Genomic DNA, 26,721 nt, shown 5'->3' on the forward strand with positions numbered 1-26,721 from the left:
TCGTACTGGACGTACTTGGGCTTTCGGCCGGTGCGGCGAGAGTGCGTGCCGGGCGTCGCGACGGGGCGAACGTTGCCTGCCGGGGCACTAGTTGCTGGCGCGCTCGGCGAGGGTGTGGGCGACAAGGGCATTGGCATGCCCGTGGCCGAGGCCGTGCTCGGCCTTGAGCCATGCGACCAGTTCCATGTGCTTGGTCAGGGCTGAGGCGCTGATCAACTCCTTCCACTCCTCGATCGGGCGGCCGTACTTCTTCTCGATCGACGGGAAGTAGCTGGCGGGGCCTTTCACCGGTGCGGTCATGACGAACCATCCTGTCTGTCTGAGTGCGGTGGCCTGGCGTTGCCGTGCGAGCGGGAGTTGGAGCCACTACCGCCGTGAGGTCGGTGCGGGGCCGGCCAGCCGGGCGGTGGCTGCAGTGAGCGCGAGCAGGCCGAGGCCGGCTGCGGCGGTGAAGGCCGCCACGATCGTGGCGGAGGCGGCGAACCCGGCGATGACCACTGGCGGCAGCAGGCGGTAGGCCAGGGCCCAGCCGCGCCGGCCGTGGGCGGCGAAGTGTCGGGCCAGCACGAGGAACGCGGCGCACAGCGCGAGGTAGCCCACCGTGCCGCTGAGCATGTGGACCGTTCCGTGCCCGCTCAGCGCGGCCTGACCGTCCGGTGTACCGGCCGGGAAGCCCGCACCGGGGTCCGCCTTGAAGACGCCTGCGAGCAGGAAGGACGCCCCGAAGACGCCGACCAGGCGCGGCACCCAGGTGCCGCCGGCGGTGCGGCCGATCGCCCGCCGCAACCCCACCGCGCCAGCGGTGACCAGCGCGCCGGTGACCAGGAAGCTGGCGACCTGGATCCAGCCAAGTGAACCGAGGCTGAGCTGGCTGATGGCATTTCGGCTGAAGTCGAAGCCGGTACGCGTCAAGCCCTCGAGCACCCCCACAGACAGGAACAGCGGTCCTGCCACCGCCCCGCAGGCGAGTAGCGCGCGGGTGACGAACGGAGCCGAGGCAGCACGGCCCGTAGCCGGTATGCGGATTGCCTGGGTCATACGAATCCCCCTCAACCAGGACTTAGAACTGGACTGTCCAGTACCGAGAACTGGACGGTACAGTACTAACGAAGGAACTGGACTGTCCAGTACTCTCCTCGGAGGAGGAGACATGGAAGCAAATGAACCCGGCGGCCGCTCGGCCCGCAAGCACCAGGCGATCATGGAGGCCGCGACAGCGGTGTTCATGGCGAAGGGCTACGCCGGCACGAGCATGGACGACATCGCCAAGTTGGCCGCCGTCTCCAAGCAGACGGTGTACAAGCACTTCGCCGACAAGGAGAAGCTGTTCGCCGAGATCGTCCTGGCCACCACCGACCGGATCGAGGCCGTGATCGATCTGGTGGCCGGCATCCCCGCCGACGCGGACACACTGGAGGAGAACCTGCTTCGACTGGCCCGCCAGTTCCTGACCACCCTCACCCAGCCCCAGGTGCTCCAGCTGCGGCGCCTCATCATCGCCAACGCCGATGCTTTCCCCGACCTGGGCGCCACCTGGTACGAGCAGGGCTTTGAGCGGGTACTGGCCACCCTGGCCGACACCTTCCACCGCCTGGCCGACCGGGGCCTGCTGCGGATCGACGACCCCCTTCTGGCCGCCAACCACTTCTCCGGCCTGCTGCTGTGGATCCCAGTGAACAAGGCCATGTTCCACGGCAGCCCACAGCACACCCAGCCCGAACTCGACCACTACGCCGACGCGGGCGTCCGGACCTTCCTCGCCGCATACCGCTGACCCCCGCCGCCGAACCGGACTCCCCCGGCGACGCGCACGCCCCAGGGCACCGGCCCGATCGCCAGTGCTGTCCAGCCCGTGAACATTTCGATTCTCAGCGAAAGCCGACTGCCTCCCAAACCCGCGAACAAGTGCTGCCCGTGAAGTCAGTTGTTCACGGGTCTGGGAGGCACCCAGATCTACGGCCTGGTTATGTTCACGAGTTTCGACGTCACTGGGGTACTTGCACGGGCAGCAGCGGGGTGCTCCCGCTGGAAGGGCCCTGGCTATTGCCGAGGTACACGTGATGGTGCGCGCCCTCGGCGGGCTACGGCACCGAATCTGACGGCCGGCGGCACGTATCAGGTGGTCGAGGCGATTGCTCGGGTGACGGCTGTGATCGCCGGGGTGGGGCGGCCGGGGAGCCGCGCCACGAGAACCCGGCGGATCTCGGGAGGTGCGCCTTCGACGTGCAGCAGGCTCACCCCGGGCGGCAGCACCGGCGAGAGCCGCGAGGGCACCGTTGTCACCCCGAAGCCACCGGCGACCAGCTGAAGCTTCGTCAGCCAGTCGCGCGCACAGTGGACGATGTCTGGCCGTCCGGGCAGGCCAGGCCAGACACCGAGCAGTGGCTCGGCGTTCGACGCCGGGGCGGCAATCCACGGGGCGTCGATCAGTTCGTCGACGTGCACCGCGGTGCGGCCGGCGAACTCTCCGGTCGAAGGCACCGCCACGACCAGTTCGGTGTCCGTAACGGTCTCGGTGTGCAGGCGCGGCGACTCGCCGTCCAAAGGCCGGTGGGGCGGGCGGGACGTCAGTACGGCGAGGTCGATCGAGCCCGCGCGCAGTGCCCGGACCAGGGAGGGCGTGGTGCCCTCGGTAGTCGTGACCGTGATCTGCGGGTCGGTCGCCGCGAGGCGGGTGAGTGAGCGAGGCAGGATGGCCGCGCCCGCGCTCAGGAACAGTCCGAGCCGCACGAGTTCGGTCCGCGGGACGGTGCCGGTGAGGTCGCGCTCGGCTGCCGTCAGGCAGTCCAGGATCGTGCGAGCGTGGCGCAGCAGGGTCAGACCCGCGGGGGTGAGCCGCACTCCATCGGGGCGGCGTTCGAACAGGGCGGTGCCCGCGCTTCGTTCGAGGGCGGCGGCCTGGCGTGAGACCGCCGACTGTGTGTAGCCGAGCCGGGTGGCTGCTGCGGTGAAGCTGCCGGACTCGGCGATCTGCCGCAGGACCCGTAGGCCCGTGCTGGAGATGTCCATGCGGCATACGCATACCACGGATGCTTGATCGTCGCTTCCCGCATGCCCGCCGGGTTCCTAGTGTCGATCCCGACGAACACGGACGAACACGGAGGTCATCACGTGCGAGCAGCAGTTCTGACGCAGTTCGGTGCCCCGCTCACGGTGCGGGAGGTGCCCGACCCCGAGGCCGGCGGCGGCGAGGTGGTGGTCGAGGTCCTCGCCGCCAGCGTGGCGCCCTACGCGGCTGAGGTCTTCAGCGGCGAGCGGAACTATCCCCTGGTCCCTCCCGTCGTGCCCGGGATCGGCGGCGTGGGACGGGTCGTCCACGTGGGCCCGGACGCCACCCGGCTGCGCCCCGGCGACCTGGTGTGGTGCGACTCGACGGTGCGCTCGCGGGATGACGCCCTGACGCCCGATATCACGCTCCAGGGCTGGAGTTCCCGCGGCGAGGGCGGCGCGCGCCTCGCCCGGTACCTGCACGACGGATCGTTCGCCGAGCTCATGCGGGTCCCGACGGAGAACGTCTTCCCGCTCCCCGCAGCGGCGGGGGACGACCCGGCCCGCTGGGCCGCGCTCGGCGTGCACGTCATCCCTTATGGCGGGCTGATGGCCGGCGGGCTCGCAGCCGGAGAGACGCTGCTCGTCAACGGGGCCACCGGCAACCTCGGCAGCAGTGCGGTTGCGGTCGCGCTCGCCATGGGGGCGGGCCGCGTGGTCGCCCCAGGCCGCAACCAGGCCGCGCTCGACCTCCTCGCCGACCGATTCGGTCCGCTCGTGCGCCCGGTCCCGCTCACCGGGGACGACGCCGGCGACCGCGCGGCGATGTCCGCGGCGGCCGACGGCCCGATCGACATGGTGATCGACCTGCTACCGCCGAGCGCACCCAGCTCGGCAGCGCGCACGGCAGCCATGACCGTGCGCGAATACGGCCGCGTCGTCCTCATGGGCGGCGTCGGCATGCTCGGCGGCGACGACCTCGCCCTCCCGTACCCATGGATCATGCGCAACTCGATCACCGTGCGCGGCCAGTGGATGTACCCGCGTACAGCGAACGTCGGCATCATCAGGCTCCTCGCCTCCGGCCGCCTTGACCTCGCCGCCGAACGGGTCCGGTCGTTCGGCCTCAACGCCGTCAACGACGCCGTTACCTACGCCGCCTCACATGGTGGCCCGTTCGACCGCACCACCCTCACCCCACCGGCTCCCTGACAAGACCGGCTGATCCCCATATGCCAGCGCCACGCCCCCCAGGGCGGCGTCGTTCGGGGGATCTGCCCGGTTTGGTCGGAGAGCGTGCTGAGCGATGGTAGGCCCTGTCGTGTGGGGCCTCACACCGCCCTACCGTAGAAGGGGCTGCCAGTGCGGCCACCACCATCGGACCCGATCAGGTGGTGGCTCGACCATCCGAGAGCACCCCCCGAACGCGGCCTTCCGCTGGAGCGCGAGCACGCCCGTCGGGCCCAACTCTTCTGGCCTGACGGTGTCTCGCAGTCGCTGCCTCCCACAACGGAGGACCTGAACGACCAGTAGCAGCACGGGTCAGCCAATGCTCGGGGCCGCTGCGCGGCCATCATGGCTCGGCTGGTGGGGCGACACCGCAGGATTCCAGTTGTCCGGTCGTCCTGTCTGATGCAGCACCGATGCCACGCGACTGCGCGACGGCCGCCGCCGCGCGTACCAGCGCGGCCACGCCGCGGCTGCGGGAGCATTCCGGCCAGGCGATAACCAGTGCGGCGGGAGGGCAATCCTCGATGAGGACGTAGGACACCGCGCGTCGCGGGTACTGGGCTGCGACCGATCGCGGTAGCACGGTCATCGTCTGGCCGAGGCCAATGAGCGCGAGCAGCTGCGCGAGGCCTTGGACCCCGTGCTCGCCGATGTCGCGCTCCACCCGTTCGAGGACGTCCGCCGGGGCGACTCCGAGATCGGCGAGCCGTACCCGGCCAGCTCCGGCAAGTGGATGGTCGACGGGCAGCGCCGCCACGCGCGGCTCGACCGCGACGACATCCGCGTCGATGCCGTCCGGATCGTAGGGCTCGAACATGAGCGCCGCATCGGCGTCTCCCGCCCGCAGTAGCCGCGTGTGCTCCCGCCATCCGCACAGGCGCACGGCGACCGGCCTGGTGTCGGGCTCGGCAGCCACCGCGGCGAGGATGGCTTCGAGCAGGCCCCCGTCCGCGTCCGCCTTCACGGCGAGCACCAGGCTGCGATGCGGTGCCGAGGCCCGCACGGCGCGTCGGGCCGCCGCGTCGAGAGCCTCCAGGGCAGGCCGCGCATGGGTCAGCAGCACTGCGCCGGGCTCGGTCAGCTCCACCACGCGCGTGGACCGCTCCAGGAGGCGTACGCCGAGTTCGGTCTCAAGGTTGCGGATCGCTCGCGACAGCGCGGGGCCGGCGATGCCGAGCCGCCTCGCGGCGTGGGTGAAGCTGCGTTCCTCGGCCACCGCCACGAAGTACCGCAAGGCCCGGGACTCCACTGCCATGGAGAACACACTACGACCTGCTCGGCATCAGGATTACTACCTTCTTGTTCCTAATGGCTGCCGGATCGGTCGTTCCCCTGGGCCTCGCCTTGACCGCACGCTGGTGTCGCCGCAGGGCGAACGGCCCGCGGCAGAACGGAGAGACACGTGCGAGCCATCAGCATCGAGCGCTTCGGCGACACCCCGGAGCTCAGGAAGCTGCCCGTGCCCGAACCCGGCCTCGGCCAGCTACAGGTCACCATCGAGGCGGCGGCGATCAACCCGCTGGACGTGGCCATCGCGTCCGGCGCGCTGGAATGGCTCGGGGAGTACCGGTTCCCGCTCACGCTCGGCCTGGACGGTGCCGGCACCGTGACCGCGATCGGTGACGACGTGACCCGATTCCGCGTTGGCGACCGTGTCGTCGGCCAGTTTTGGAGCCAGCCACTGCACTTCGGGACCTTCGCCGAGGTCTGCGTCGTCCAGGCAGAGCCCGCGCTCGGCGCGCTGGCAACCATCCCCACCGGGATGGCGAGCCACATGGCCGCCGCGCTGCCGACCGCCGGCATGACCGCGCTCGGCGCGATCGAGCACACACAGGTGCCCGAGGGCGGCACGCTGCTCATCATCGGCGCCACGGGAGGTGTCGGCACGTTCGCAGTGCAGGCCGCAGCAGCCCGCGGGATCCGGACCATCGCCACGGCGTCCGCTCAGCACGCCGAGCAGGTACGCGAGCTCGGCGCCACCGAGATCGTCGTCCGTGGGGCGCAGCCCCTCGACCAGGCTCTACGCCAGCTCGCACCCGAGGGTCTCGACGCGGTCCTCGACCTTGTCGGCGACCGCTCACTCACCAGCAGCCTGGCCGGCACGGTGAAGGACGGCGGTGCGCTGCTGTCGACCGCTTTCGGTCTCGACGACCAACTCATGGCCGACGCACGCATCCACGCCGCGAACTACTCGCTCGACCGAAAGCCGGAGCGGCTCGGCGAACTCACGAAGCTCGTCACCGCAGGCAGCATCCGGCCTGTCATCGGCACGGTGCTTCCCCTTGGGGAAGCACCGCGAGCCCTCGCCGGCGACCTCCGGACCGCGCGGCTATGCGGCAAGACCGTGCTGCAGGTCGGCTGAGCCAGGACCCGGACAACGACACAGGGCCCTCACTCAAGCTGATGACTCGCCGGCCCCAGCGTCGAATACGCGGCACCTAAGACCGTGTCCTACGTGGTGAGGCGGTCGTTGGTCTGGGCATGGGGCGGGGAACGTGGAGTTGGATTGTTCCGGACGGATTATGGGAGATCGCGAAGCCGTTGATCCCGCCGTCGAAGGTGCGGCCTCAGGGCGGTGGAACGCAGGACACGCCTGATGAGACGCTGTTCGCGGCCATCATCTACGTCCTGGTCAGCGGTTGCGCATGGCGTGCTCTGCCACCATGCTTCGGCGTCTCGAAGTCGACCGCCCATCGCCGGTTCCCGGAGACGGTGATGTGGAAATTCAATCGGACGCAGTCGGACACGGAGCGCTGCAGGCCGGCGGTCCGGGAGATGCTGTCGGCCCGATCGAGCCAGAAAAGCAACGTCTCTCCCAGTGACCGAGCACGATCTGAAGGTCGGGATGACGGTCGAAAGTACCTCGGAGGATCAGCCGCAAGGCTGCTGTTGCGGCGTCCAGGTGCCATCCCCAGCCGAAAGTGGCCAGGGCGAGCTCCGTCATGGGGTCGAATCCTCGGTATGAGGCGTAACGGACAGCTCGCGATGGCAGTTGGGGATGAATGAACACGGGCTGACCGAGTTCCGAGGCCACGCCGAAAAAATCGTCGTAGACGGGATCGTCGAGAAACAGGTCCCCTGATCGGCCGTACACCATGGTTCCCACGCGCCCCATACTCGCGGCTCTTTCAAGCTCGGCCGGGACGTCCTTCGGTGAGGACATGGGCAGGGTGGACATCGAGCGAAGACGGGCAGGGTTTCGGGCGACGGCCGCCGCGGCCACGTCGTTCGCGGCGCGACTCAGCGCCAGGGCTTCGCCGGGTGGCAGCGACTGGGTTGCCGGCGGTGTCAGGGCGAGGATCGACACGTCGATACCCTGCGCGTTCATCGCCGCGATCCGGCCCGCCTCCAGGTCCTCCAAGCGCTCCTGGTTGTCGTCCATTTCCCCGAAAACGAGTTTTTCATCCGGGTGCGGCAGGGCGTGGAGGGCAGCCGTCAGATCCGGCATGCTCCAGTGTTCTTCGATGGCGATGATCGGCACGATCTCCTCCTTGAGGCCGCTCCAAGTCGGCCGGTGGCGAGCGGTGAGTGCTGGGGTGGGCCGCAGGGATCACCAGGGGACGGTCTGGCCGAAGCGGTCCAGATATGCCAGGCCGGGCGTGCCCAGTCGGGAGAGCAGGACGTCCACCAGCAAGGGGACGGTCTCCTCGATGGTGTACGGCGCGTCCGGACCACCCAGGGCGGTGCGTATCCAGCCCGGCGCCATGAGCACGAAGGCGCGCCGCGTCTCCCCCTGCCGGGCCGCGAAGCTCCGCAGGAACATGTTCAGGGCTGCTTTGCTCCCCCGGTAGACCTCGCGGCCTCCCGTCGCGTTGTTCGTGATGCTGCCCTGTCCGGAGGACATCGCCCCGATGAGTCCCGCCGGGGACACCAGGTCTTCGAGGGCTTCAATGACGCGCATGGGGCTCAGCGCGTTGGTGACCATCACGTCGATGAAGTCGGCCGTCGCAACCCCGCCGATGGGCGTCTGCTCATTGTTGGTCGTGCCCGCGTTGACGAAGAGCACGTCTAGTCGGCGGTGCGCCACACGTGCGTGCAGCGGGGGCAGGTGGCCCGGGTCGTTGATGTCGAGATGCTCGATGGTCACCCGCCCGTCGGCGCGGTCCGCGAGGTCGTGCAGCGGCGTTCGGGCAGTGGTGTCGCGAACGGTGCCGACGACGTTCCAGCCCCTGCCGAAGAACTCCGCCGCCATCGCGTGACCGAGGCCGCGCGAGGCCCCGACGATGAGAGCGGTCGGTGGGTGTTGTTCAGTGGGGGTCGATGACATGCAGCGTCATCTCCGTTCTTCGAGCGTTGGACTCCGTTCGGGCATCGGTCGAGGCCCCGGGATCGGCACAGGGGGGTGCCCGCTGCCGCGGCCCTTCAACCCGTGCGGTTCAAGTGTTTCGTCCACACCGCATCGCAGGCGAGCTACGAGGGCTCGTTTGTAGGATCGGCGACATGACAAGGGCGCTCATGACGGAATCCGCTTCGATTCAGCCCGACGATGTGCGAATCATCCGCGCGTTGCAGATCGCTCCACGGGCTTCGTTCGCCGCGATCGCGACCGCCCTCGGTCTGACCGAGGGGGCCGTCAACCGCCGGTATCGCCGGCTACGCGCCGACGGCGTCATCCGCGTGGCCGGCGTGGTGAACCCGGGTGCCCTGGGGCAGAGCAGGTGGCTGGTGCGGCTGCGCTGCCGTCCCGGCAGTGTCGCGGCGATCGCCGACGCGCTCGCCAAGCGTGACGACATCAACTGGGTAGCCCTGGGTGCGGCGGGTTGTGAGGTCACCTGCGCGACGCAATCCCGGACGCGGGAACAGCGCGAGGATCTCCTGGTGCAGCGGCTTCCCCGCACCGCGGCGGTGATCGACATCAACGCCTTCGCCATGCTCCGGCAGTTCCTCGGAGGTCGCGGCCACTACTGGTCCGCCCTGCAGGGCACACTGTCCCCTCGGGAGGAAGCAGCGTTGGGGAGCGGCGGGCCCCCTTTCACCGAGTCTCCGGTCGTCACCCGCGAGCCACTGCGCCTCACCCCCGAGGACGAGAAGTTGCTCGATGCGCTCGCCGCAGATGGCCGTGCCAGTCTCGTCGATCTCGCCACAGCCGCAGACCTCACTCCGGGACGCGCCTCGCGGCGCCTTGAGGCTCTGCTCCAGCATCGCGTCGTCCACATCGACGTCGAGATCGCCGCAGCAGCCTTGGGCTATCACGCTCGCGCGCACCTCTGGCTTCGCGTGCACCCGTCGGCGGTGAAGAGCGCGGGCCGCACACTCGCGCAGGAACCCGAGATCGCCTTCGCCGCAGCCATCTCCGGGCCCTGGAACATCCATGCCGTCGCACACACCCGGGACCTCGACGAACTGTTCGAGTTCACCTCGGAACGCATCGGGTCCCTGACCGGACTGCAGAGCATGGAGGTCTCACCCGTGCTGAAGTACGTCAAACAGGCTGGCACCCGCCTCTTGGACGATCGCCTCGTCGAGCCGTCCAGCGCTCGCGCGCGACGCTGAGAGGCTGTGCCGCGACCAGCCGCTCGACGGGTGCCGAACCTGCTGAGGCGTCTTCCACCGCGAGTCGTAAGAGGCGCGCCGCGACTCAAGGGCGGCCACGGCCTCGGCGCTCATCTCGTGCCGAGCCGCGACCGCGGAAGAACGATGGCCTCATGCGACTGGGGGCATTAAAATCCCGTCCGCACCGCTGGCCGGACGCAGGCCGATGGCGGCCGTCAACTCCGTCATGGTGCGGCGACACGAGCTCACGGACGCGCAGTGGCAGAAGTTCGAGCCGTTACTGCCCGCGAACGGCAAGCCTGGCGGGCAGTGGTCCGATCACGGCAAAGTGATCAACGGAGTGCTGTTCCGGGCCCGTACCGGGGGTGCCCTGGCCGCACCTGCCTGAGCGGTACGGCCCCTGGCAGAGCATCTATGAACGGCATGGCCGCTGGTCGGCGGATGCAACGTGGCGGCAGATCCTGCCCGAGTTACACATCGAGGTCGGCGCCGCCGATCCCGAAGGGGCCCTGGCCAAGGCGGTAGGAGCGGAGAGCGCGCAGCGCAGGCGCGAATGGGCCGTGTGAACATCGACTCCACCTCCTGCCGGGCGGGCGAGCGTGCTACGGCGGCCTCGGCGGGCACGGTTGATGAGGGCCGAAGTCCAGCCGTGGTACAGGATCCCGCGGTGTGCAAAGAGCCGGTGCGCAGAAGCGGGCGGCGGTGGCGCGCAGCTGGTCCTTGCGTGCGGTGTGCCATTGGATGGGCCCGCCGCCATGTCACCACTGACCCGGTGCCTCTGCGGATGATCCGCAGCAGGCGCTGTCCCTCGTCATCGTCGATGTGTCGAACCTGAACTCTGTCGGCCACGCCGACCAGTTTCAGTGAACGCGCCGATCGGGATCCGGTTCCCGATCGGCGCGTCGCGGACTGCAGGCGGCGGTATCAGCCGAGGTGCCGGGCGAAGAACCTCAGCGTGCTCTCCAGCTCGAATGCCGGGATCTCCCCGTGCTTGCCGGGGTTGGCGTGCAACGTTTTCTCGGCCGAGGCCAAGGCGTCGAACAGCGCCAAGCTCTGAACCCGCGGCACCCGCTCATCGTCCCACTGCACCAAGAACTCCACTGGGACGGTGATCCGCGCGGCGGCCTCGGCCGACGCCAGCACCCCGCCCAAGCCCAGTACCGCCGCGCGGACCCGCGGTTCGGCAGCGACGAACGGAACACCGAGTCCGCATCCCAGCGAAACCCCCCAGTAACCCACCGGGCCGGCGCCTACGTGCTCGAGTTGCTGAACCGCGTCCAGGACCGCCCGCCATTCCGGCACGGTCTGGCGGGCCACGAGCGCCTGGAAGTGGGCGATCAGCGGGGCCAACTCTTCACCGGCTTCCACGCGAGCCTGGTTCTCAGTCGCGATCCGGTCGTACGCCTCAACCTTCGGCCGGTCGCCATGGGCGGGAACGTCGACCGCCACGACCGCGAAACCGCATTCGGTCACGAAGCGGCGTGCACGAGCCAGGACGTCGGGGGCCTTTTTGTGCTGACCGCCACCGTGTCCCATCAAGACGAGCGGACGAGTGGCGACGGCACCTTCTGGCGTCCACAACACGCCAGGAATGTCGCCGAGGGTGAAGAGCTGTTCGCGGACGCCGTCGGACGACGTGTCAGATATGAAGCGCATAGCGGTTCATGCCTTTCGGGATGCCTCTGCGGGCGCTCCCTAGGCCATGCGAGGGAGGGAGGCCCGACCTGTCAAAGCGTTGATCGGTCTCACCACCTCAGTTCGCAGCAGTGCACGGCGGCAGGAACGTATCACGAAGGACTCCACCCTGGCCCGGGCAGGGATGCCGACAGGGCGAACGTTGTCTGATGCGGCACTAGCGAAGCCCACACCTCCGATCCCGCAAAGCGCTGCATGCTGTGGATGTAGCCGCGTACGAAGTCGAGCAGCTTCACGCGTACACCGACATCCGGTCGATCAGCAGCCAGCCGAGGATCGGTCCATCCGTTTCTCAGGGGTGAATCGGATCGGCCTGCCGCGCCCGGGGAGGCGCCGCAGATCACCGTGGAACGCGTGGACGACGGCGAAGTGTCTCCGTACCTGGTCGACGTCGCCACCGACGGTGATGCCCTGGAGGTCATGGGTAGGGGCCTCCCGGGTCCGGCTGCTAGTGCCGGCGCTCCCACAAGAGGAACAAGATGCTGACGGCGCCGCTACCGACGCTGTACGAGGCACCGCGGATGAACTGGCGTTTTGCATCGCGGCCATACCGTGCAGTCTTCGATGCAGCCCACTCACGCAGGTGCCGCAACCGATGCACCCACGGGTGCATTCCCTCCTGGTCGTTGCTAGCCTTGCTCACGATGTTCCTTGCACTTCCTTTCAACTGCCTGATCGGACGGGACATCCGCAGGGAGCCCTCCTGGCGCTGGGCGCAGGAAACTCGCGCTGGGGTTGGGCTCCTTCTGCTTGCCGAGAAGTGTACGAGGCTCTGGTAGAGCCGATGAGTGCTAGGACCCCCCGACTCAGCCCGCGCGCATGGCTGGTGACGGAGCGTCCGTTCTACTGTGTTCGCCAATACTCGCCAGTGCTTCGCTAATGCAGCGGAACACCCAATGAACCCGGCGGAACGCCGGCCTCTACTTCTCTGATTGTGCTATCCGCCACATTTAGCCTCGCGTTGCCTCCCGTGCCGGACGAGAACACGCCAGGGGAGCAGATCAGCCGCAGCACGGGCCGCTCGCAATCTCGACCATGGCAGGCATCTGCCCAGGTCACCCGCGATGAAGTGAAGGGCATTCAAAGGAACTCATCGAGCGTCATCTAGTCACATCTAGTCAGGTCTCGATACCTCTCATCAGCGGGTACGGGAATTGGCTGGTTCCCGTCGGGCGGTGCCGCGGAAGGTACGACAGGTGGCCGGATTCTGCGAGCCCCCGCAGATGAGGCGAGGCGAAGGTCCACACGACCACACCAGTGCGCGGGCCCTTGGGGACTGGCAGTCGTGGCTTCGGGCGTATCTGTGTCACGGTGGGGGGAGACAACGAGACCGACCGGCGTCCCTGGCTGCCGGTCTTTGGGGCATTCGGGCGTTGCCCCCACCCCGGGCACCCGACCCCCGCCATCGTCGTACACCTCTCAAGGGGGTGCTTCGCCTTTGGGCTCACCAACCCCCGGAAGGGGGCACGCCCAGCATGAACATCACCACCACGATCGACGGCACCTCCGCACACATCTCCCTCTGCGGAGAGATCGACTTCGATACCCTGCCCCCGCTACGCGCCGCCGTCGACGCGCTGCCACCGCAGGTGACCGACCTGCAGTGGGACCTGACCTTCACGCCCTTCATGGACGTCACCGGCCTCCACCTCCTCTTCACCCCCGCCACCAGCAGCGGCCCGGAGCGCCGGGCGACCGTGACCGGACTGCGCGCACAGCCGCTGGCGCTGCTGCTCGTGGCGGCCGACGTGAATCCCACCGTCTTCGACCTCTGTCGTCTCCTGCCCGACGTACCCCCGGCTGACCTTTAGGCCCGCAGCCCCGTGAGCGCCCCCAGCCCCGTGAGCGCCCCCAACGCCGGGCTCTTCCCCGGCTTTGGGGGTAGCTCGTCGACGGGAACCGGATGCGGATGTGCTATTAGCCCCACCCCCGAACGCGGTAGGCGACGGGCGGGCCGTCCTCGTCCCACTCCACGGCGTACACCACGGCCGGGCGGCCGTCGCCGAAGCGGACCAGGGCACCGGGGGCGTGGCCGCCGTGCTCGTCGACCAGGCGGGCGCGGCTCGGAGTCGGGCCGACGCGTGGCGGCCGTCGACCTCGGTAGCATCGTTTCCGGTGCGCGTATGTCGAAGTACCTCCGATCTGCTCTGGCTCTTGTTCCTTCTCCAGAGTCAGACGTGAGGGAGGACCACATGGGCGCAGCGGGCCGAGGGTTGGCCGCCCTGGCGGCCGCCGAGGTCGTCGACGCGGAGCTGGTGGACGACGGACCGACCCGGGCAGAGGTGGCCGTTCACACCGACCGCGACCGGCAGCTCTCCCCCGAGACCGTCGCCGCCATCGAGGCGAGCGTGCCGGGCGTACGGCACGGACCACGAGGCGTTCGCCGCCTTGTGCACGGAGCAGGGCCGCACGGCGGTGCCGGTGTCCGGCGAGACGATGGCGGAGTGGGTGCGGCACCTGACCGTCACGCCCCGGCCGCGCACGAACCGCCCGGCTGGCCCGTCGACCATCGAGCGCGCCATGTCCGCCGTGGCATCCTGGCACCTCGAGCAGGGGCACCCCAAACCGAACATGCGCGGCGCCCGGGCCGTCCTCAACGCTTGCAAGGACCGACTCGCCGAGGAGAAGGCGCAGGCCCGCCAGGCGACCGCCGCCCAGCCTCCGCAGATCCGGGCCATGCTCGCCGGCGTCGGCCGGTCCACCCTCGCCGGGAAGCGGAACGCCGCCCTGGTGCTGCTCGGCTTCGCCACGGCGGCCCGCGTCTCCGAGCTGGTCGCCCTGGACGTCGCCGCCGTCGTGGAGACCGAGCACGGCTCCGTGCTCATGCTGTGCGCCCTGGCCGACGACGAGACGACGAACGCGGCCGCCGCCAAGTGAACGCGTAGCAACCCACCGCAGAGACCCGCCGGGTGCGTCCCGGCGGGCCTTCGTCGCCCCCTGCCTACTCCAAGCGTAGTTGGTAGGCCGTCCGGTCACCGGCGGCGGCGCTGCTCCCAGCGTGGCGGTCGCAAACAGGGCGGAAGGTCGTCGATGGCGGACCGGCCGGCTCCGCCGCCTCCCACGCGGCCGACCCGACCTCCCTGCACGACGTCTACTTCCGCCTCGGCGGCGCGGGCGCCGGCAAGGCGGCCACCAGCCTCGTCGTCAACAGCGGCAACGTCATCGGCGACCACATGTGGATCTGGCGCGCCGACCACGGCAGCGGCGTCGGCTGGACCAGCAACACCGCCGACACCGGGCTCGTCGTCAACGGCGACGACGTGACGATGTACGGACTGTTCGTCGAGCACTTCCAGAAGTACCAGACCGTCTGGAGCGGCAACCGAGGCCGCACCTACTTCTTCCAGAACGAGATGCCCTACGACCCGCCGAACCAGTCCGCCTGGATGAACGGCTCCACCCAGGGCTACGCCGCCTACGAGGTCGCCGACTCCGTCACCAGCCACCAGGCCTACGGCCTCGGCAGCTACTGCTACTTCAACGTCGCCCCGGCCGTCACGGCGGCCCACGCCATCGAGGCGCCCAGCACCCCCGGCGTCCGCCTCACCGGCATGGTGACCGTCTCCCTGGGCGGCACCGGCACCATCAGCACGTCGTGAACAACACGGGAGGACCCTCGAACCGGACCAGTAACGTCGCCGACCTGGTCACATGCCCCTGACCGAGCCCTTCCCGCCCCCGTCGCCGGACCGGCCGACCGGCCCGGCGACGGGGGCCGCGGGGTGCCCTGGAGTGGCCGGGACGTGTGAGGCGTCGCAGCCTGGATACGCGGTGTGCACGGACACCACGGCCCGTCCGGAAGACCCTCCCTGCCATGACCAGCGAAAAACCGCTCGACCCGCACTCGGAGATCACCCTCCGGGTCAACGGCAAACCCCATACCCTGCTCATCGACCACCGGCGGGTCCTGCTGGACCTGCTCCGCGAGGACCTGGGCCTCACCGGGTCCAAGAAGGGCTGCGACCACGGCCAGTGCGGCGCCTGCACCGTCCTGGTGGACGGGCGCCGCGTCAACGGCTGTCTGCTGCTCGCCGTCACCCTCGACGGCAGCGAGGTCACCACCATCGAGGGCCTCGGCGGCGACGGCGAGGAACCGCACCCCCTCCAGCGGGCCTTCCTGGAACGCGACGCCTTCCAGTGCGGCTACTGCACACCCGGGCAGATCTGCTCCGCCGTGGGCATGATCGCCGAGGCCACTGCCGGTCACCCGTCCCACGTCACCGACCCGGCGGAGCCCTCCGACCGGCCCGTGCCGCTGGACGGGACCGAGATCCGCGAGCGGCTCAGCGGCAACCTGTGCCGGTGCGGCGCCTATCCGCGCATCGTCGAGGCGGTGGAGGACGTGATCGGGTGAAAGGCTTCGGATACCTCAGGCCCACCGGCGTCGAGGAGGCCGTCGAGGCCTACGCGGCCCACCCTGGCGCCCACTACCTCGCCGGCGGCACCAACCTCGTCGACCTCATGAAACTCGGCGTGGAGACCCCTGGCGTCCTCATCGACGTCGGCCGGCTGCCGCTGGACTCGGTCGAGGAACTGCCGGACGGCGCGCTGCGCGTAGGCGCCACCGTCCGCAACAGCGATCTCGCCGCCCACCCGCTGGTCCGCGACCGCTACCCGGTGCTGTCCCAGGCGCTCCTCGCGGGCGCCTCCGGACAGCTCCGCAACGCCGCCACGACCGGCGGCAACCTGCTCCAGCGCACCCGCTGCCCCTACTTCCAGGACCTCGGCAAACCCTGCAACAAGCGGCAGCCGGGCAGCGGCTGTGGTGCCCGCGACGGCGTGCACCGCGACCACGCCGTGCTGGGCCACTCCCCGCACTGCATCGCCACCCACCCCTCCGACATGGCCGTCGCCCTGGCGGCCCTCGACGCCCGGGTCGAGCTGTACGGCGCCGAGGGCGGGCGCAGCATCCCGGTGGCCGACTTCCACCGGCTGCCCGGGGTCCGTCCGGAGCGGGACACCGAGATCCGCCCCGGTGAGCTGATCACCGGCGTCCTGCTGCCGGCCGCCCGGGCCGGTGTGCCCTCCGCCTACCGCAAGGCCCGCGACCGTGCCTCGTACGCCTTCGCCCTGGCCTCCGTGGCCGTCGTCCTGCGGGTCGCGGACGGCGTCGTGGACCAGGTGGGGCTCGCCTTCGGCGGCCTCGCCCACAGGCCCTGGCGAGCCCACCACGCGGAGACGGCGCTGCTGGGCGCGGCGGCGACCCCCGAGGCCTTCGAGGGCGCCGTGGCCCTGGAATTGGACCGCGCCGAGCCGTTGCGCGACAACGCCTACAAGGTGCCCCTCGCCCGCAACCTCGCCCTGGACGTCCTGAACCGCCTCGCCCCCGCACCCGCGACGGCCTGACCTCTTCCGGACCCGGCCGACCCCAGGAGAACCGATGGCGAACGACCCACTGGAGCACGGCGGCCCGCTGCCCGGGACCGATCTGCCGGACGACGATCCGATGGCCGCCACCGGGCTGCCCCGGGACGATCCGCTGGCCGGGACCGGTCTGCCGCACGCCGATCCGACGGCGGCCACCGGACCGGCCCGGGACAATCCGCGGGCCGGCGCCGCTCTGCCGCACGACGACCTCGTCACCCGCGCCGCCTCCGCCGCCCCGGGTGAGTCCGGCGAGGGCCGGCAGCCCCGTACCGGCGCCCTGGAGCAGGACCCCCACCCCACCCCGCGCACCGGCACCGCCCTCGGGGCGCCCGCCGGGCGGCGGGAAGGGCGGGAGAAGGTCACCGGTAACGCCCGTTACGCCGCCGAGTACCCGGTGCCCGGCCGCGTCCACGCCTGGCCCGTGCCGGCGGCCGTGGCCCGGGGCCGGGTCACCGGCGTGGACACCTCGGCCGCGCTCGCGCTGCCCGGCGTCCTCGCCGTGCTGACCCCCGGCGACGCCCCGCGCCTCGGCGAGACGGACGACGCCACCCTCGCCGTCCTGCAGAACCGCCACGTGCCGCACCGGGGCTGGTGCGTCGCCCTGGCTGTCGCCGAGACCCTGGAGGCGGCCCGCGCCGCCGCCCGGGCCGTCCGCGTCGGCTACGCCACCGAGCACCACGACGTCGTACTCCGCCCCGACCACCCGGACGCCTACGAGCCCGAAGGGGCGCTCAGCCGGGCCGCCTCAAACACGGCGACCCGTACGGCGCCTTCGCCGCCGCCGACGTCCGCCTGGACACCGAGTACCGGGTGCCGCCCCTGCACAACCACCCCATGGAACCGCACGCGAGCACCGCGCACTGGGACGGCGACCGGCTGACCGTGTACACCTCCAGCCAGGGCAGCACGACCGTCCAGTCCGTGCTCGCCGGTCTCTTCGACCTGCCCGAGGAGCACGTCACCGTGGTGGCCGAGCACGTCGGCGGCGGCTTCGGCTCCAAGGGCACCCCGCGCCCCGACGTCGTCCTCGCCGCCATGGCCGCACGGCACACCGGCCGGCCGGTCACGGTGGCCTACCCCCGCCGGTACATGCCCACCGTCGTCGGCCACCGGGCCCCCACCCTGCACCGGCTGCGCCTCGGCGCCACCGCCGACGGACACCTCACCGCGGTGCTGCACGAGGTCACCACGCACACCTCGCACGTCAGGGAGTACGTGGAGCAGGCCGCGGTGCCGTCCCGCGTCATGTACACCGCCCAGCACCTGCTCAGCTCCCACCGGGTGGTGCCGCTGGACGTCCCCAGCCCGTCCTGGATGCGCGCCCCCGGCGAGGCCCCCGGCATGTACGCCCTGGAGTCGGCGGTCGACGAACTCGCCGGGGCCCTCGGCGTGGACCCCGTCGAGCTGCGGATCCGCAACGAGCCGGAGAGGGAACCCGGCAGCGGCAAGCCGTTCAGCAGCCGGCACCTCGCCGAGTGCCTGCGCGAGGGCGCCCGCCGCTTCGGCTGGGACCGGCGCGACCCGCGCCCGCGTTCCCGGGCCGAGGGCCCACTGCTCATCGGCACCGGAGTGGCCGCGGCGACCTACCCGGTCCTGATCCGGCCGTCGACCGCCACCGCCCAGGCCCTGCCCGACGGCACCTTCCTCATCAGGGTGAACGCGGCCGACATCGGCACCGGCGCGCGCACCGTCCTCGCCCAGGTCGCCGCCGACGCCCTCGGCGCGCCCCTGGACCGGGTGCGCACCGAGGTGGGCCGCAGCGACCTGCCCCCGGCGTCGCTGGCCGGCGACTCCTCCGGCACCGCCTCATGGGGCTGGGCCGTGCACGAGGCGTGCGCCGCCCTGGCGGCCCGGCTCGCCGAGCACCCGGGTCCGCTGCCCGCCGAGGGTCTCCTGGTCCGTTCCGACACCGCCGGCCGGGCGGACGCCGACTCCCCGTACGCCCGGCACGCCTTCGGCGCCCACTTCGCCGAGGTCGCCGTCGACACCGTCACCGGCGAGGTACGGGCCCGCAGGATGCTCGGCGTCTTCGCCGCCGGGCGGATCCTCAACGCCCGCACCGCGCGCTCCCAGTTCGTCGGCGGCATGATCATGGGCCTGGGCATGGCCCTGACCGAGGGCAGCACCATGGACGCCCCGTTCGGCGACTTCACCGAGGCCGACCTCGCCTCCTACCACGTGCCCGCCCACGCCGACGTCCCCGGCATCGAGGCCGACTGGATCGAGGAGGACGACCCGCACCTCAACCCCATGGGCAGCAAGGGCATCGGCGAGATCGGCATCGTCGGGACCGCCGCCGCCCTCGGCAACGCCGTCCACCACGCCACCGGCATCCGGTTCCGCGAACTCCCCCTCACCCCGGACCGCGTCCTCACCGGCCTGCTGGCCGAACGGTGACGACCGCGACGAGGGACACCGGAAGGGGAACCGCCCGAGTGCCGGGACTGCTGTGGGAGTACGAGGGCTACGACCCCGCCGAGGAACGCCTGCGGGAGTCCCTGTGCACCCTGGGCAAGGGCTACTTGGGTGCGGCTCTTCCTCAGTGAGCTGGTGATGCCGTGCGCCGTTGCCGTGCGTGCGCGGACGGCGGATCGTCGTGTTCTGAGACATGGTCTTGGATGCGGCGATGGTGTCGTGGCTGGAGAAGCTCGACCGGCTGCCGCGCGGGAGGAAACCGCCGAACTGCGTTCCCAGATCGAAGAGTTGACCAGGCGTCTTGCTGACTGGGAGACGGTGTTGTCCCGGCTGGAGATCACCCGGGAGACGATGACGGAGATCCTGTCCGGCGACGGGGCGGTGAGGGCGTCCGTGGACGAGGCCGCGGGGGAAGCCCCGGTGTCGGTGGATGGGAGCCGGGCGGGATCGCCGGTCGGGGTGCGGCTGGTGCCGCAGTGGGAGCCGGGGCTTGAGGCGGATGTGCTGCCGCGCTCGTACCGGGACGTCGTCGAGGTGATGCAGGACGCGGTGCATCCGATGTGGACGCATCATCTGTGCGCAGCGCTGGGGTTGTCGACGGACAAGAACAAGGTGGAGGGCTTCCGTTCGAAGCTGAAACGGCTGGTGGAGCGGGGCTGGCTGGCCGAGCACGCGGGTCATGTCCGTCCCGGGCCGATGCAGCGGCTGCTGCGGAGTGCGCGCTGGGACGCGGGCGCGGTGCGTGACGAGGTCCGCCGCTACGTCGTGGACCATCTCGGCACCGATGACGGCGTTTTGATCGTGGACGAGACCGGCTTCCTGAAGAAGGGCCGCGATTCGGCGGGCGTCCAGCGGCAGTACACCGGAACCGCCGGGCGGATCGAGAACAGCCAGGTGGGCGTCTTCCTCGCGTACGCCTCCAGCAGGGGAAGGGCGTTGATCGACCGTCGGCTCTACCTGCCCGAACACACGTGGTGCCAGGACGCCGAACGGCGCCGCAAGGCCGGCGTGCCCGAGGACGTGGTCTTCTCGACCAAGCCCCGTCTCGCCCTGCAGATGATCGCGGCGGCCCTGGATGCCGGAGTGAGCACGTCGTGGGTGACCGGCGACGAGGCATACGGCCAGGACCCCGGCCTGCGGGCCGGGCTGGAGGCCCGCGAGGTCGGCTACGTGCTGGCCGTCTCCTGCGCGACCAGGGCGCGGATCAACCAGGGCCGAACCCTGGTCCGCGCGGACGAGGTCGCCTCTCGGCTGCCCGTCTCCGCCTGGAACCGGCAGAGCGCCGGTCCCGGGGCGAAGGGCCCGCGCTACTACGACTGAGCCTGGGTACATATCGGCACCGACGACCATCGCCACCTGCTGCTTCGCCGCAATCCCACCACCGGCGAGCTCGCCTTCTACCTGTGCTGGTCGCCCCGGATCGTGGCGCTGTCCGAGCTCGTGCGCGTCGCCGGCATCCGCTGGTGCATAGAAGAGTGTTTCCAGGCAGCCAAGGGGCAGGTCGGCCTGGACCACTATCAGGTTCGCAACTGGACCGCCTGGCACCGGCACATAACCCTGGCCATGCTCGCCCTCGCGTTCCTGGCCGTGGCAGCCGACGACGCGAGGCCGACCAGACCTGCGGATCCGAACCGCCCCGCCCGAAGCGTCGAGCCGGTCGACCTGACCTCCCGGAGGTCCGCCATTTGATCGGGGCACTGTTCAGCCCGCCGGTCACGTCCCTGAGCGCGCTCCTGCACTGGTCAAATTGGCGCAGAAGCCACCAGGCATCGGCACGCCGCAGCCACTACCGGCGGCGACTCTCCGTTCCCTCAAGCACGTAGATCGCAAAGTCGCACTGGAGTACTAGGTGCCTACTTCCTCGTACGGCATGCGTACACATAACGCATGTATGCCGTACGAGAAGCGCACATGCCCTGTCGGATCGCCGGTGTCGCGTCGCAGGTCTACGCCTACCCCACCCCGAGTTTTCGTTGTGCGGCCAGTTGGTCAGGGGTGAGCTTGCCACGCCTGGCTCGGGTGTTGGAGATCCATACGCCCAGCTGAGGGGGACCGGTTCTGTCTCGCGCTCGACGGCGATCTGGACGGTGCTGCGGGGTACGGGCCGCCTGCCTTCCCGTTCGACCACCGTGTGAGTGCGGCGAGTCCACGTTGGGAGGCTTGCTGCGCCTTGCTGGGCCCCTTCCGCCACACGCCCGGCGGCCGGGGCCGCAGACGGCACCTCGAGCGGCTTGACGCCCAGCTGGCGGGACGGACCACTGCTCTCCAGCGTCCTCGCGGCCGGCGATCCACAGCTGGCCGAGGCGTACCGGCTGTCCGCGAACCTCCTCGGCGGCCACCTGCCCGCAGACAATCGCGAGCTCCTGCGCGATGTGATCGACGCTGACGTACGTCAGACACACGCGTACTGGCGCCCGCGGTGACCTCGCCACCGAAGGTGAGCATGGGTGTCCTGCCCGGTCCGGTTGTCAGCCGCCGTCGCGGGCGACGTGCCGACCGACGGTGGTCCAGCCCGGCGCGGCCGCTTCCTCGGGTACGGCGTGAGGCCGTCGAGGTGCTGGACGGCCTCGCAGGTGATGTAGCGGTCGGGGTCCGGGGACTGCAGATAGCGGCGCACCAGGTCGGCGTCGAGGTCCTGAGGTGGTTGTGGGCGAGCGCGTCGGTCAGGGCGTACAGGACCAGCCGCTGCCACTGCTTCATGCAGGTGCCGTGCAGCATCTGCAGGTGCTGGGCACAGGCGAGGTAGGCGCTGATGCGGCGGCAGTGGTGGGTCACCAGCGCCAGCAGCTCCGGTGGCACCTCCTCGCCCACCGGGCGCGGGGCTGGCTCGACCGTGCGGGGGCGGCCGCGGGCGGCAGGGTGTCGCGGATCTGCTGCAGGCCGGTGTCCTGCTGCGGGCCGCGGGGGATCTCGCTGCGCCGCTGTGGTCGTTTGCGTGGGGGGGAGGTCATGGTCCGTGCCGTCCTTACGGCCGGTCCCACGATCCGGCGCCTGCTGGGTGGCGTGGCCACACGCGGGGCGCTGTGAGTGACGCGGCGCGTCTGGGGCCTACCTGTCCGCGTCAGTCGTGGGCTGACGCGGCACTCGGCCGGGCACCGTCACAGCGCGGCAAGGGGGCGGCACCAGCCAGGACAACGACGGACGTCCTGCCGACGTCACGGCGCGACGGCCGGCCTGCCGGGTCCCGGTTGCGGAGCGGCGTGCGAAAGCAGGCCGGGCTGCCCAGCGGCAGCCGCCGCCGCGTTCCCGGGCTGCGGCGCGAGGAGGTCGCCGTGCTGGCCGGGGTCAGCACCGAGTGGTGGACGCGGCTGGAGAAGGGCCACATCAGCGGTGTGTCCGAGGACGTCCCATCCCGGGCAGCGTGAGCTCCTGCCAGAACATGTGCCCAACCAGCCCTCGCACGCACAAGCCGTTTTCACGAACCGGGGTTCAGGCCCTCGGAGCGCCGCTGCGCATGCCCGGGCGTCGGGTCCAGATACACCCGGCACACCGCCGGGAACGCCTCGTGCAGTCGCTGCTCGGCCCGCTCGCAGGCCCACTCGACCTCGGCGGCGGTCGATAGGTCACGGAAGTCGACCTTGGCCGCCACCAGGGCCTCCCCCGGCGCCTGCACCAGCGTCGTCAGCTCCAGTACCGCCTCGATGTGCTCCACCTGCAGGAGTTCCGCCCGGATCCGCTCCCGCACCGGCCGGGGCAGCGGCCGCCCGATGAGAAGCTCCACGTTCGACCGGCCGAGCACCCAGGCGACATACAGCAGCAGCACGCCGATGGACAGGGAGGCGATGCCGTCCCAGACCCCGGATCCCGTGAGCTGCCCGCCCAGCAGGCCGCCCGCCGCCAGCACCAGGCCGATCAGCGCAGCCGAGTCCTCCAGAACCACCGCCTTCACGGCGGTGTCGGGCGTGTGCCGCAGATAGAGCCGGAAGGGCATCCCGCGGCGGTCCGCGTCACCGCGCGCCTGGCGCACCCCGGTCCGCAGCGAGAAGCCCTCCAGCACGAAGGCGACCGCGAGGACGATGTACGACACCCGCGGGTCACCGAGCGTCTCGCCCCTCGTCAGGGTGTGGATGCCGTCGTAGAGGGAGAAGACCGCGCCGCCGACGAAGGTGGCGACTGCGGCGAGCAGCGCCCAGACGTAGCGTTCGGGGCCGTATCCGAGGGGATGGTCCTCGTCGGGGGGTTTCCGGCTGCGCTTGAGCGCCGTCAGCAGCAACACCTCGGTGACCGTGTCGGCGACCGAGTGCGCGGCCTCGGAGAGCATGGCGCTGGAGCCGCTGATGAGGCCGGCCGCCACCTTGGCCATCGCGATGCCGAGGTTGGCGAGGGCGGCGACGACGACCGTGAGGGTACTTCCGACGCCGGTGTCCCGCCGGTCCGGGTGCAGAGCTTTCGCCATGAATCTCAGTGTTCCCGCGGATCCCGTACCACGCCCTCCTGGATGACCGAGATGGCCAGGCGCCAGTCCTGCGTGTAGATGCGGGCCTGACCGAGGCCGCGGCCGCCGTATGCCGACGGGGACTTCTGGTCGTACAGCAGCCACTCGTCGGCCCGGAACGGCCGGTGGAACCACATCGCGTCTCGCCGAGCGCGGCAACCCCGGCCGGGTGGTGAGGGGCGGCATCGACAAGCGGGTGTCCCTGGTGCCGCTCGCTGTCCAGGCCCTCGAGGCCTATCTCGCCGAGCGCGGCAACCCCGGCCGGAGGAGATCTGTCGCCGGCTGCTTCATCTGGTCGGACAGATGACCCGGAGGTGCAGCTGTCCTGCCCGGTCGAGCGTGACTTCGATGTCGGTCGGAACTGACTGCCACATCACGCTGAGGAGCGGGTCCTGGTCGATGTAACGGCGTATGGCCGCGAGCGCGTCCGCTCTGGGCTGAGGCGACCCCCGTGGCGTGGGCACTCTGACAATGGATCTTGCAGATCCAAGGGAAGGTGCCCTGGTGGGACGTAAGTCTCCGTATCCGGCGGAGTTCAGGAACGACGCTGTCGCGCTGTACCCGCGCGGCGGGCGGGAAGCGCACGTACGCGGCGGTCGCGGCGGATGTCGGGGTGACCGGCGAGACGCTGCGGAGCTGGGTGCGCCAGGCCGACGAGCACGCGGGCCGCGCTCATAACCACGGCGAGCGGAGTGCGGAGAGCCGGGATGAGGAACGGGCCCGGCTGCGCGCGGAGAACGGCCGGCTGCGCAAGGCGGAGAAGGAGTGGGAGCTCGAGCGGGAGATCCTGCGCCGGGCAGCGGCGTACTTCGCCAAGGAGATGAAGTGAAGACCCGCCGCTGGGACTTCGTCTCCGCCCACGCCGAGGCTTTCGGTGTCCAGCGGATGTGCCGGGTCCTTCGGATCTCGTGGGCCCGCTCGCTGCCCCGTACTGCTGCTCGGCACCGTGAGGAGCCGTGCCGACGCCGTCCTCGCCGGCGGCGGCCAGCAGCGCCCTTGTGCTCCTGCCACGTGCGCTTGCCTTGGCGGAGGTGCCTGCCCGGGTGGCGGAACTAGTCAGCCGCTGGCGGGAGGGGTGGTGGCTTGCGGCCGCAGGTCTGCCAGGTCCATACAGAACTCTTCGCCGTCCCTGACCCAGTCCTCGCCGTCCCAGCTGCTGTGCGCGGCCTGGGCGGACAGGTCGGCCAGGACGTCGGGCAGGTCACGCAGCCCGCGCAGCACGTGCGTGCCGTTGCGCGGCCCGGCTTTCGACCGGCCCATCAGATCAGCGATCTCCCGGTCGGGGACGACGACGTGGCAGTAGGGAACAGCGCGGCTCACCGCGTCGATGTCGTTCACCGTGTTGCGGTTCCATGTCCTGGCTCTGTTGCGGAACAGCTCCACCTTCACGTCGACGGCGATGCGCACCGAGGGGATGCGGTCGGCGAAAGCGACCATGTGGGGTCGCGATGCTTTGGGGCGGGCGGGATCGGCTCCGGTGGCGCGCAGCAGGTCCAGCCGGTATTCGGCGCACAGGTCACGAAGGAGTTCGTGGTGTTCGTGGATGATTTCGCGGGCCTGGACGCGCACCCGCAATTCCGGGCGGCTGACGGGATCACCGGCCAGTAGATCGGCGAAGAATATTTCCCAGTCGACTCTGCTCTGGCCTGCCTTCTCGACTTCCTCGGGCCGGTAGCCGAGTTGCCGAAGCCTCGGGATGTCGGCATCTCGTGGGCCGGCCAACAGTTGGTACTCGGTGAACTGGGCGGCCCTGCGAAGGAAGTCGGTCATGCCCGGCCGTGATGCTGGATCGACGGGTCCGGATGGCCCGTGCAGTTGCGGCTGCAGCCGCCTGCCGGCGAGCGCCCAGCCGCACCCGATACCCAGCGGTTGGGGTGGTGTGGGTCTGAACGTCGGCCGGCCGAAGCTCAGGTGCATGGCCTCGAGGAACTGATGGCGCAGCAGGATCCTGTCGGAGCACAGAGTCCGGCAATGCGAGATCGACGCCATCGTGCGGGCGAGATCTGCCCGCTGCCGGGGGTGAGTGATCCGGGTTGTCTCGTGATAGTGGGTGGCGGACAGGGGGAAGGCGACACCTGCCTTGCAGGCCTGACGTACCGCGGCGAGCACCTGCAGGTCGGTCGGCTCGCGCGGTTCGCCGATCGCTGCGCTCGCCAGACGCACCCACACCCACTGATCCAGGTAAACCGAGGGTCTGGTCGTCTTCAGGCTGGCTGGTTGTGCGGCGTCGGCCATCCTGCCTCCCAGGACCGTTGGTGGTGTGTGCCGCGGCGATTCGCCTCGGTACGGGGATGATGGTGGCATCCCCCACTGACATCGGCCGCCGCTTTTTTGGCGACGGCCGCAGCCGCGACCCGTGTTTGGCCACGGCCGTGCAGGCTGAGTGGGCAGGCCGGCATCGTGGGTGCTGATGACCGCGACGGGAACGGCTCGGTGTCAGTGCCCGCCGTTAGGGTCGGTGCTGTGATCAGGGCACATGATCCACGGACTGCGGGCACGGCCGTCGACCTCGCCCAGCACCGCCGCCAGCGTCCAACTCGTCCTCATCGACGAAATCCACCGCCTCAATCCCCGCACCACCACCGGCGCCCAGCTCGCCGGACGCGCCACCCTCGTCGACCCGCGCTCCGCTCCGGGAGTTGGGCTTCACCAGTGAGATCGCCCGCAAGGGCGTGCCCGCCCCGATCCAGGCCGGCAAGCGGTGGGTCGTGGAACGAACACACTCGTGGATGAACAGCTACAGCAAGCTACGACGCTGCACCGAGAAGAACGGCACCGTCGTCGCGTTCTACCTCCACCTGGCCGCAGCACTCGTCACTCTCCGCATGCTGCTCCGCCACGGCGCCGTTCACTACCGCTGGGATCAGCGTCCCACCACACGCCGCCTCAAGTGATCCATTTGCCGGTCGGTCTTAGACGTCATCTCATTTGGCTGCCTAGGTAGGCTGTCGGCCGTGGTGGGGATCGTTGAGCGGCTGGTGCCGGACGAATTGTGGGAGCTGCTCCAGCGAGTGGTGCCTGAGGCGCCGGTGCGGCCTCAGGGTGGTGGCCGTCGTCGGCATGGTGACCGGGAGGTGCTGGCCGCGATCGTGTTCGTG

At 70.3% G+C, this 26,721-nt stretch carries 25 protein-coding genes and 9 pseudogenes; 21 read left to right on the plus strand and 13 right to left on the minus strand.

The annotated features are described in order from the left end of the window. Positions 1-87 precede the first annotated feature (87 nt). Both AB0A61_RS38980 and AB0A61_RS38985 read right to left on the minus strand, forming a co-directional pair. Complete coding sequence (locus AB0A61_RS38980; RefSeq protein ID WP_361303779.1) at positions 88-300, minus strand: DUF4287 domain-containing protein; 213 nt, start codon at positions 298-300, stop codon at positions 88-90. Positions 301-366: 66 nt separating this feature from the next. Beyond that, complete coding sequence (locus tag AB0A61_RS38985) at positions 367-954, minus strand: DUF998 domain-containing protein (protein ID WP_361303846.1); 588 nt, start codon at positions 952-954, stop codon at positions 367-369. A 196-nt stretch (positions 955-1,150) separates the two neighbouring features. Between AB0A61_RS38985 and AB0A61_RS38990 the strand changes: the two genes are divergently transcribed. Then, complete coding sequence (locus AB0A61_RS38990; RefSeq protein WP_361303782.1) at positions 1,151-1,774, plus strand: TetR/AcrR family transcriptional regulator; 624 nt, start codon at positions 1,151-1,153, stop codon at positions 1,772-1,774. Between the two features lie 341 nt (positions 1,775-2,115). On the opposite strand, the gene AB0A61_RS38995 is transcribed toward AB0A61_RS38990, so the two are convergent. Further along, positions 2,116-3,009, minus strand: a complete 894-nt coding sequence (locus AB0A61_RS38995) for a LysR family transcriptional regulator (RefSeq protein ID WP_361303784.1) — start codon at positions 3,007-3,009, stop codon at positions 2,116-2,118. Between the two features lie 102 nt (positions 3,010-3,111). On the opposite strand from AB0A61_RS38995, the gene AB0A61_RS39000 reads away from it, so the two are divergent. Then, positions 3,112-4,200, plus strand: a complete 1,089-nt coding sequence (locus AB0A61_RS39000; protein WP_361303787.1) for a zinc-binding alcohol dehydrogenase family protein — start codon at positions 3,112-3,114, stop codon at positions 4,198-4,200. Positions 4,201-4,561: 361 nt separating this feature from the next. Here AB0A61_RS39000 and AB0A61_RS39005 read toward each other — a convergent pair whose 3' ends face one another. Further along, complete coding sequence (locus AB0A61_RS39005) at positions 4,562-5,452, minus strand: LysR family transcriptional regulator (protein WP_361303790.1); 891 nt, start codon at positions 5,450-5,452, stop codon at positions 4,562-4,564. A gap of 168 nt (positions 5,453-5,620) precedes the next feature. On the opposite strand from AB0A61_RS39005, the gene AB0A61_RS39010 reads away from it, so the two are divergent. Both AB0A61_RS39010 and AB0A61_RS39015 read left to right on the plus strand, forming a co-directional pair. Further along, complete coding sequence (locus AB0A61_RS39010) at positions 5,621-6,580, plus strand: NADP-dependent oxidoreductase (protein WP_361303793.1); 960 nt, start codon at positions 5,621-5,623, stop codon at positions 6,578-6,580. 119 nt (positions 6,581-6,699) lie between these two features. Next, a pseudogene (locus AB0A61_RS39015) lies at positions 6,700-6,939 on the plus strand (transposase); the annotation flags it as partial. Between the two features lie 4 nt (positions 6,940-6,943). On the opposite strand, the gene AB0A61_RS39020 reads toward AB0A61_RS39015, so the two are convergent. Together AB0A61_RS39020 and AB0A61_RS39025 are read right to left on the minus strand one after the other, a co-directional pair. Further along, positions 6,944-7,699: an amidohydrolase family protein gene (locus AB0A61_RS39020; RefSeq protein ID WP_361303796.1), complete on the minus strand. Its 756-nt coding sequence runs from the start codon at positions 7,697-7,699 to the stop codon at positions 6,944-6,946. A 69-nt stretch (positions 7,700-7,768) separates the two neighbouring features. Next, on the minus strand, positions 7,769-8,485 hold the full coding sequence (locus tag AB0A61_RS39025) for an SDR family NAD(P)-dependent oxidoreductase (protein ID WP_361303799.1): 717 nt from the start codon (positions 8,483-8,485) through the stop codon (positions 7,769-7,771). 173 nt (positions 8,486-8,658) lie between these two features. Here AB0A61_RS39025 and AB0A61_RS39030 point away from each other — a divergent pair, with 173 nt between their 5' ends. From AB0A61_RS39030 to AB0A61_RS39040, 3 genes are all read left to right on the plus strand, one after another. Next, positions 8,659-9,711 carry an Lrp/AsnC family transcriptional regulator gene (locus AB0A61_RS39030; RefSeq protein ID WP_361303802.1) on the plus strand — a complete coding sequence of 351 codons (1,053 nt, stop codon included), beginning with the start codon at positions 8,659-8,661 and terminating at the stop codon, positions 9,709-9,711. 205 nt (positions 9,712-9,916) lie between these two features. Then, the gene (locus tag AB0A61_RS39035) at positions 9,917-10,099 is read left to right on the plus strand and encodes a transposase (RefSeq protein ID WP_361303805.1); all 183 of its coding nucleotides are present in this window, start codon (positions 9,917-9,919) and stop codon (positions 10,097-10,099) included. Next, positions 10,077-10,277, plus strand: a complete 201-nt coding sequence (locus tag AB0A61_RS39040; protein ID WP_361303808.1) for a transposase — start codon at positions 10,077-10,079, stop codon at positions 10,275-10,277. The genes AB0A61_RS39035 and AB0A61_RS39040 overlap by 23 nt, the downstream gene beginning before the upstream one ends. Before the next feature lie 358 nt (positions 10,278-10,635). Here the strand turns inward: AB0A61_RS39040 and AB0A61_RS39045 are convergent, their stop codons facing one another. After that, the gene (locus AB0A61_RS39045; RefSeq protein WP_361303811.1) at positions 10,636-11,367 is read right to left on the minus strand and encodes an alpha/beta hydrolase; all 732 of its coding nucleotides are present in this window, start codon (positions 11,365-11,367) and stop codon (positions 10,636-10,638) included. A gap of 1,514 nt (positions 11,368-12,881) precedes the next feature. Here AB0A61_RS39045 and AB0A61_RS39050 point away from each other — a divergent pair. Continuing rightward, positions 12,882-13,217, plus strand: coding sequence for a hypothetical protein (locus AB0A61_RS39050; RefSeq protein ID WP_361303814.1), 336 nt, complete (start codon positions 12,882-12,884; stop codon positions 13,215-13,217). 360 nt (positions 13,218-13,577) lie between these two features. Here AB0A61_RS39050 and AB0A61_RS39055 read toward each other — a convergent pair whose 3' ends face one another. Continuing rightward, on the minus strand, positions 13,578-13,928 hold the full coding sequence (locus AB0A61_RS39055) for a hypothetical protein (protein WP_361303817.1): 351 nt from the start codon (positions 13,926-13,928) through the stop codon (positions 13,578-13,580). Here AB0A61_RS39055 and AB0A61_RS39060 point away from each other — a divergent pair. The 7 genes and pseudogenes from AB0A61_RS39060 to AB0A61_RS39090 all read left to right on the plus strand — a co-directional run bounded on the left by AB0A61_RS39060 (position 13,927) and on the right by AB0A61_RS39090 (position 20,877). Continuing rightward, on the plus strand, positions 13,927-14,283 hold the full coding sequence (locus AB0A61_RS39060) for a hypothetical protein (RefSeq protein WP_361303820.1): 357 nt from the start codon (positions 13,927-13,929) through the stop codon (positions 14,281-14,283). The two genes, AB0A61_RS39055 and AB0A61_RS39060, sit on opposite strands and share 2 nt — an antisense overlap. 146 nt (positions 14,284-14,429) lie before the next feature. Next, positions 14,430-15,067 (plus strand): annotated as a pseudogene (locus AB0A61_RS39065) (coagulation factor 5/8 type domain-containing protein); the annotation flags it as partial. A gap of 153 nt (positions 15,068-15,220) precedes the next feature. Then, on the plus strand, positions 15,221-15,760 hold the full coding sequence (locus tag AB0A61_RS39070; RefSeq protein WP_361303823.1) for a 2Fe-2S iron-sulfur cluster-binding protein: 540 nt from the start codon (positions 15,221-15,223) through the stop codon (positions 15,758-15,760). Next, positions 15,757-16,752: a xanthine dehydrogenase family protein subunit M gene (locus AB0A61_RS39075; protein ID WP_361303826.1), complete on the plus strand. Its 996-nt coding sequence runs from the start codon at positions 15,757-15,759 to the stop codon at positions 16,750-16,752. The genes AB0A61_RS39070 and AB0A61_RS39075 overlap by 4 nt, the downstream gene beginning before the upstream one ends. Positions 16,753-17,050: 298 nt before the next feature. Then, a pseudogene (locus tag AB0A61_RS39080) lies at positions 17,051-19,170 on the plus strand (xanthine dehydrogenase family protein molybdopterin-binding subunit). Positions 19,171-19,407: 237 nt separating this feature from the next. Further along, complete coding sequence (locus AB0A61_RS39085; protein ID WP_361303829.1) at positions 19,408-20,508, plus strand: IS701 family transposase; 1,101 nt, start codon at positions 19,408-19,410, stop codon at positions 20,506-20,508. A gap of 102 nt (positions 20,509-20,610) precedes the next feature. Then, a complete protein-coding gene (locus AB0A61_RS39090) occupies positions 20,611-20,877 on the plus strand; it encodes a hypothetical protein (protein WP_361303832.1) in 267 nt (88 codons plus the stop codon). Between the two features lie 263 nt (positions 20,878-21,140). Here AB0A61_RS39090 and AB0A61_RS39095 read toward each other — a convergent pair. Continuing rightward, positions 21,141-21,430: pseudogene (locus AB0A61_RS39095) on the minus strand (helicase associated domain-containing protein); the annotation flags it as partial. On the opposite strand from AB0A61_RS39095, the gene AB0A61_RS39100 reads away from it, so the two are divergent. After that, entirely contained in the window at positions 21,420-21,611 is a 192-nt protein-coding gene (locus AB0A61_RS39100) for a hypothetical protein (RefSeq protein ID WP_361303849.1), read from the plus strand. The pseudogene AB0A61_RS39095 and the gene AB0A61_RS39100 sit on opposite strands and share 11 nt — an antisense overlap. Positions 21,612-21,959: 348 nt before the next feature. Here AB0A61_RS39100 and AB0A61_RS39105 read toward each other — a convergent pair whose 3' ends face one another. After that, positions 21,960-22,139 (minus strand): hypothetical protein, encoded by a 180-nt coding sequence (locus tag AB0A61_RS39105; RefSeq protein ID WP_361303835.1) that lies wholly within the window; start codon positions 22,137-22,139, stop codon positions 21,960-21,962. Positions 22,140-22,376: 237 nt separating this feature from the next. On the opposite strand from AB0A61_RS39105, the pseudogene AB0A61_RS39110 reads away from it, so the two are divergent. Then, positions 22,377-22,535: pseudogene (locus tag AB0A61_RS39110) on the plus strand (helix-turn-helix domain-containing protein); the annotation flags it as partial. Positions 22,536-22,603: 68 nt separating this feature from the next. On the opposite strand, the gene AB0A61_RS39115 reads toward AB0A61_RS39110, so the two are convergent. Further along, the gene (locus AB0A61_RS39115; RefSeq protein WP_361303838.1) at positions 22,604-23,584 is read right to left on the minus strand and encodes a cation diffusion facilitator family transporter; all 981 of its coding nucleotides are present in this window, start codon (positions 23,582-23,584) and stop codon (positions 22,604-22,606) included. A 5-nt stretch (positions 23,585-23,589) separates the two neighbouring features. Beyond that, positions 23,590-23,763: pseudogene (locus AB0A61_RS39120) on the minus strand (acyl-CoA thioesterase II); the annotation flags it as partial. A 364-nt stretch (positions 23,764-24,127) separates the two neighbouring features. On the opposite strand from AB0A61_RS39120, the pseudogene AB0A61_RS39125 reads away from it, so the two are divergent. Beyond that, positions 24,128-24,523: pseudogene (locus AB0A61_RS39125) on the plus strand (transposase); the annotation flags it as partial. A gap of 156 nt (positions 24,524-24,679) precedes the next feature. On the opposite strand, the gene AB0A61_RS39130 reads toward AB0A61_RS39125, so the two are convergent. After that, the gene (locus AB0A61_RS39130) at positions 24,680-25,858 is read right to left on the minus strand and encodes a hypothetical protein (RefSeq protein ID WP_361303840.1); all 1,179 of its coding nucleotides are present in this window, start codon (positions 25,856-25,858) and stop codon (positions 24,680-24,682) included. 241 nt (positions 25,859-26,099) lie between these two features. Here AB0A61_RS39130 and AB0A61_RS39135 point away from each other — a divergent pair, with 241 nt between their 5' ends. From AB0A61_RS39135 to AB0A61_RS39145, 3 genes and pseudogenes are all read left to right on the plus strand, one after another. Beyond that, positions 26,100-26,279, plus strand: coding sequence for a hypothetical protein (locus tag AB0A61_RS39135; RefSeq protein ID WP_361303843.1), 180 nt, complete (start codon positions 26,100-26,102; stop codon positions 26,277-26,279). Continuing rightward, positions 26,242-26,517: pseudogene (locus AB0A61_RS39140) on the plus strand (IS5/IS1182 family transposase); the annotation flags it as partial. The gene AB0A61_RS39135 and the pseudogene AB0A61_RS39140, both read left to right, overlap by 38 nt. Before the next feature lie 60 nt (positions 26,518-26,577). Further along, positions 26,578-26,721 (plus strand): annotated as a pseudogene (locus tag AB0A61_RS39145) (IS5/IS1182 family transposase); the annotation flags it as partial.

This window comes from Streptomyces sp. NPDC046197 (assembly GCF_040646295.1).
In the GTDB taxonomy this organism is placed as follows: Bacteria; Actinomycetota; Actinomycetes; order Streptomycetales; family Streptomycetaceae; genus Streptomyces.

What these genes read in the sequence shown, in the direction of transcription:
- AB0A61_RS38980 (WP_361303779.1), bottom strand. Translation starts at nt 300, where the DNA reads ATGACCGCACCGGTGAAAGGCCCCGCCAGCTACTTCCCGTCGATCGAG.
- AB0A61_RS38990 (WP_361303782.1), top strand. Translation starts at nt 1,151, where the DNA reads ATGGAAGCAAATGAACCCGGCGGCCGCTCGGCCCGCAAGCACCAGGCG.
- AB0A61_RS38995 (WP_361303784.1), bottom strand. Translation starts at nt 3,009, where the DNA reads ATGGACATCTCCAGCACGGGCCTACGGGTCCTGCGGCAGATCGCCGAG.
- AB0A61_RS39025 (WP_361303799.1), bottom strand. Translation starts at nt 8,485, where the DNA reads ATGTCATCGACCCCCACTGAACAACACCCACCGACCGCTCTCATCGTC.
- AB0A61_RS39030 (WP_361303802.1), top strand. Translation starts at nt 8,659, where the DNA reads ATGACAAGGGCGCTCATGACGGAATCCGCTTCGATTCAGCCCGACGAT.
- AB0A61_RS39035 (WP_361303805.1), top strand. Translation starts at nt 9,917, where the DNA reads ATGGCGGCCGTCAACTCCGTCATGGTGCGGCGACACGAGCTCACGGAC.
- AB0A61_RS39045 (WP_361303811.1), bottom strand. Translation starts at nt 11,367, where the DNA reads ATGCGCTTCATATCTGACACGTCGTCCGACGGCGTCCGCGAACAGCTC.
- AB0A61_RS39050 (WP_361303814.1), top strand. Translation starts at nt 12,882, where the DNA reads ATGAACATCACCACCACGATCGACGGCACCTCCGCACACATCTCCCTC.
- AB0A61_RS39060 (WP_361303820.1), top strand. Translation starts at nt 13,927, where the DNA reads ATGTCCGCCGTGGCATCCTGGCACCTCGAGCAGGGGCACCCCAAACCG.
- AB0A61_RS39055 (WP_361303817.1), bottom strand. Translation starts at nt 13,928, where the DNA reads ATGGCGCGCTCGATGGTCGACGGGCCAGCCGGGCGGTTCGTGCGCGGC.
- AB0A61_RS39070 (WP_361303823.1), top strand. Translation starts at nt 15,221, where the DNA reads ATGACCAGCGAAAAACCGCTCGACCCGCACTCGGAGATCACCCTCCGG.
- AB0A61_RS39105 (WP_361303835.1), bottom strand. Translation starts at nt 22,139, where the DNA reads ATGACCTCCCCCCCACGCAAACGACCACAGCGGCGCAGCGAGATCCCC.
- AB0A61_RS39115 (WP_361303838.1), bottom strand. Translation starts at nt 23,584, where the DNA reads ATGGCGAAAGCTCTGCACCCGGACCGGCGGGACACCGGCGTCGGAAGT.
- AB0A61_RS39130 (WP_361303840.1), bottom strand. Translation starts at nt 25,858, where the DNA reads ATGGCCGACGCCGCACAACCAGCCAGCCTGAAGACGACCAGACCCTCG.
- AB0A61_RS39135 (WP_361303843.1), top strand. Translation starts at nt 26,100, where the DNA reads ATGATCCACGGACTGCGGGCACGGCCGTCGACCTCGCCCAGCACCGCC.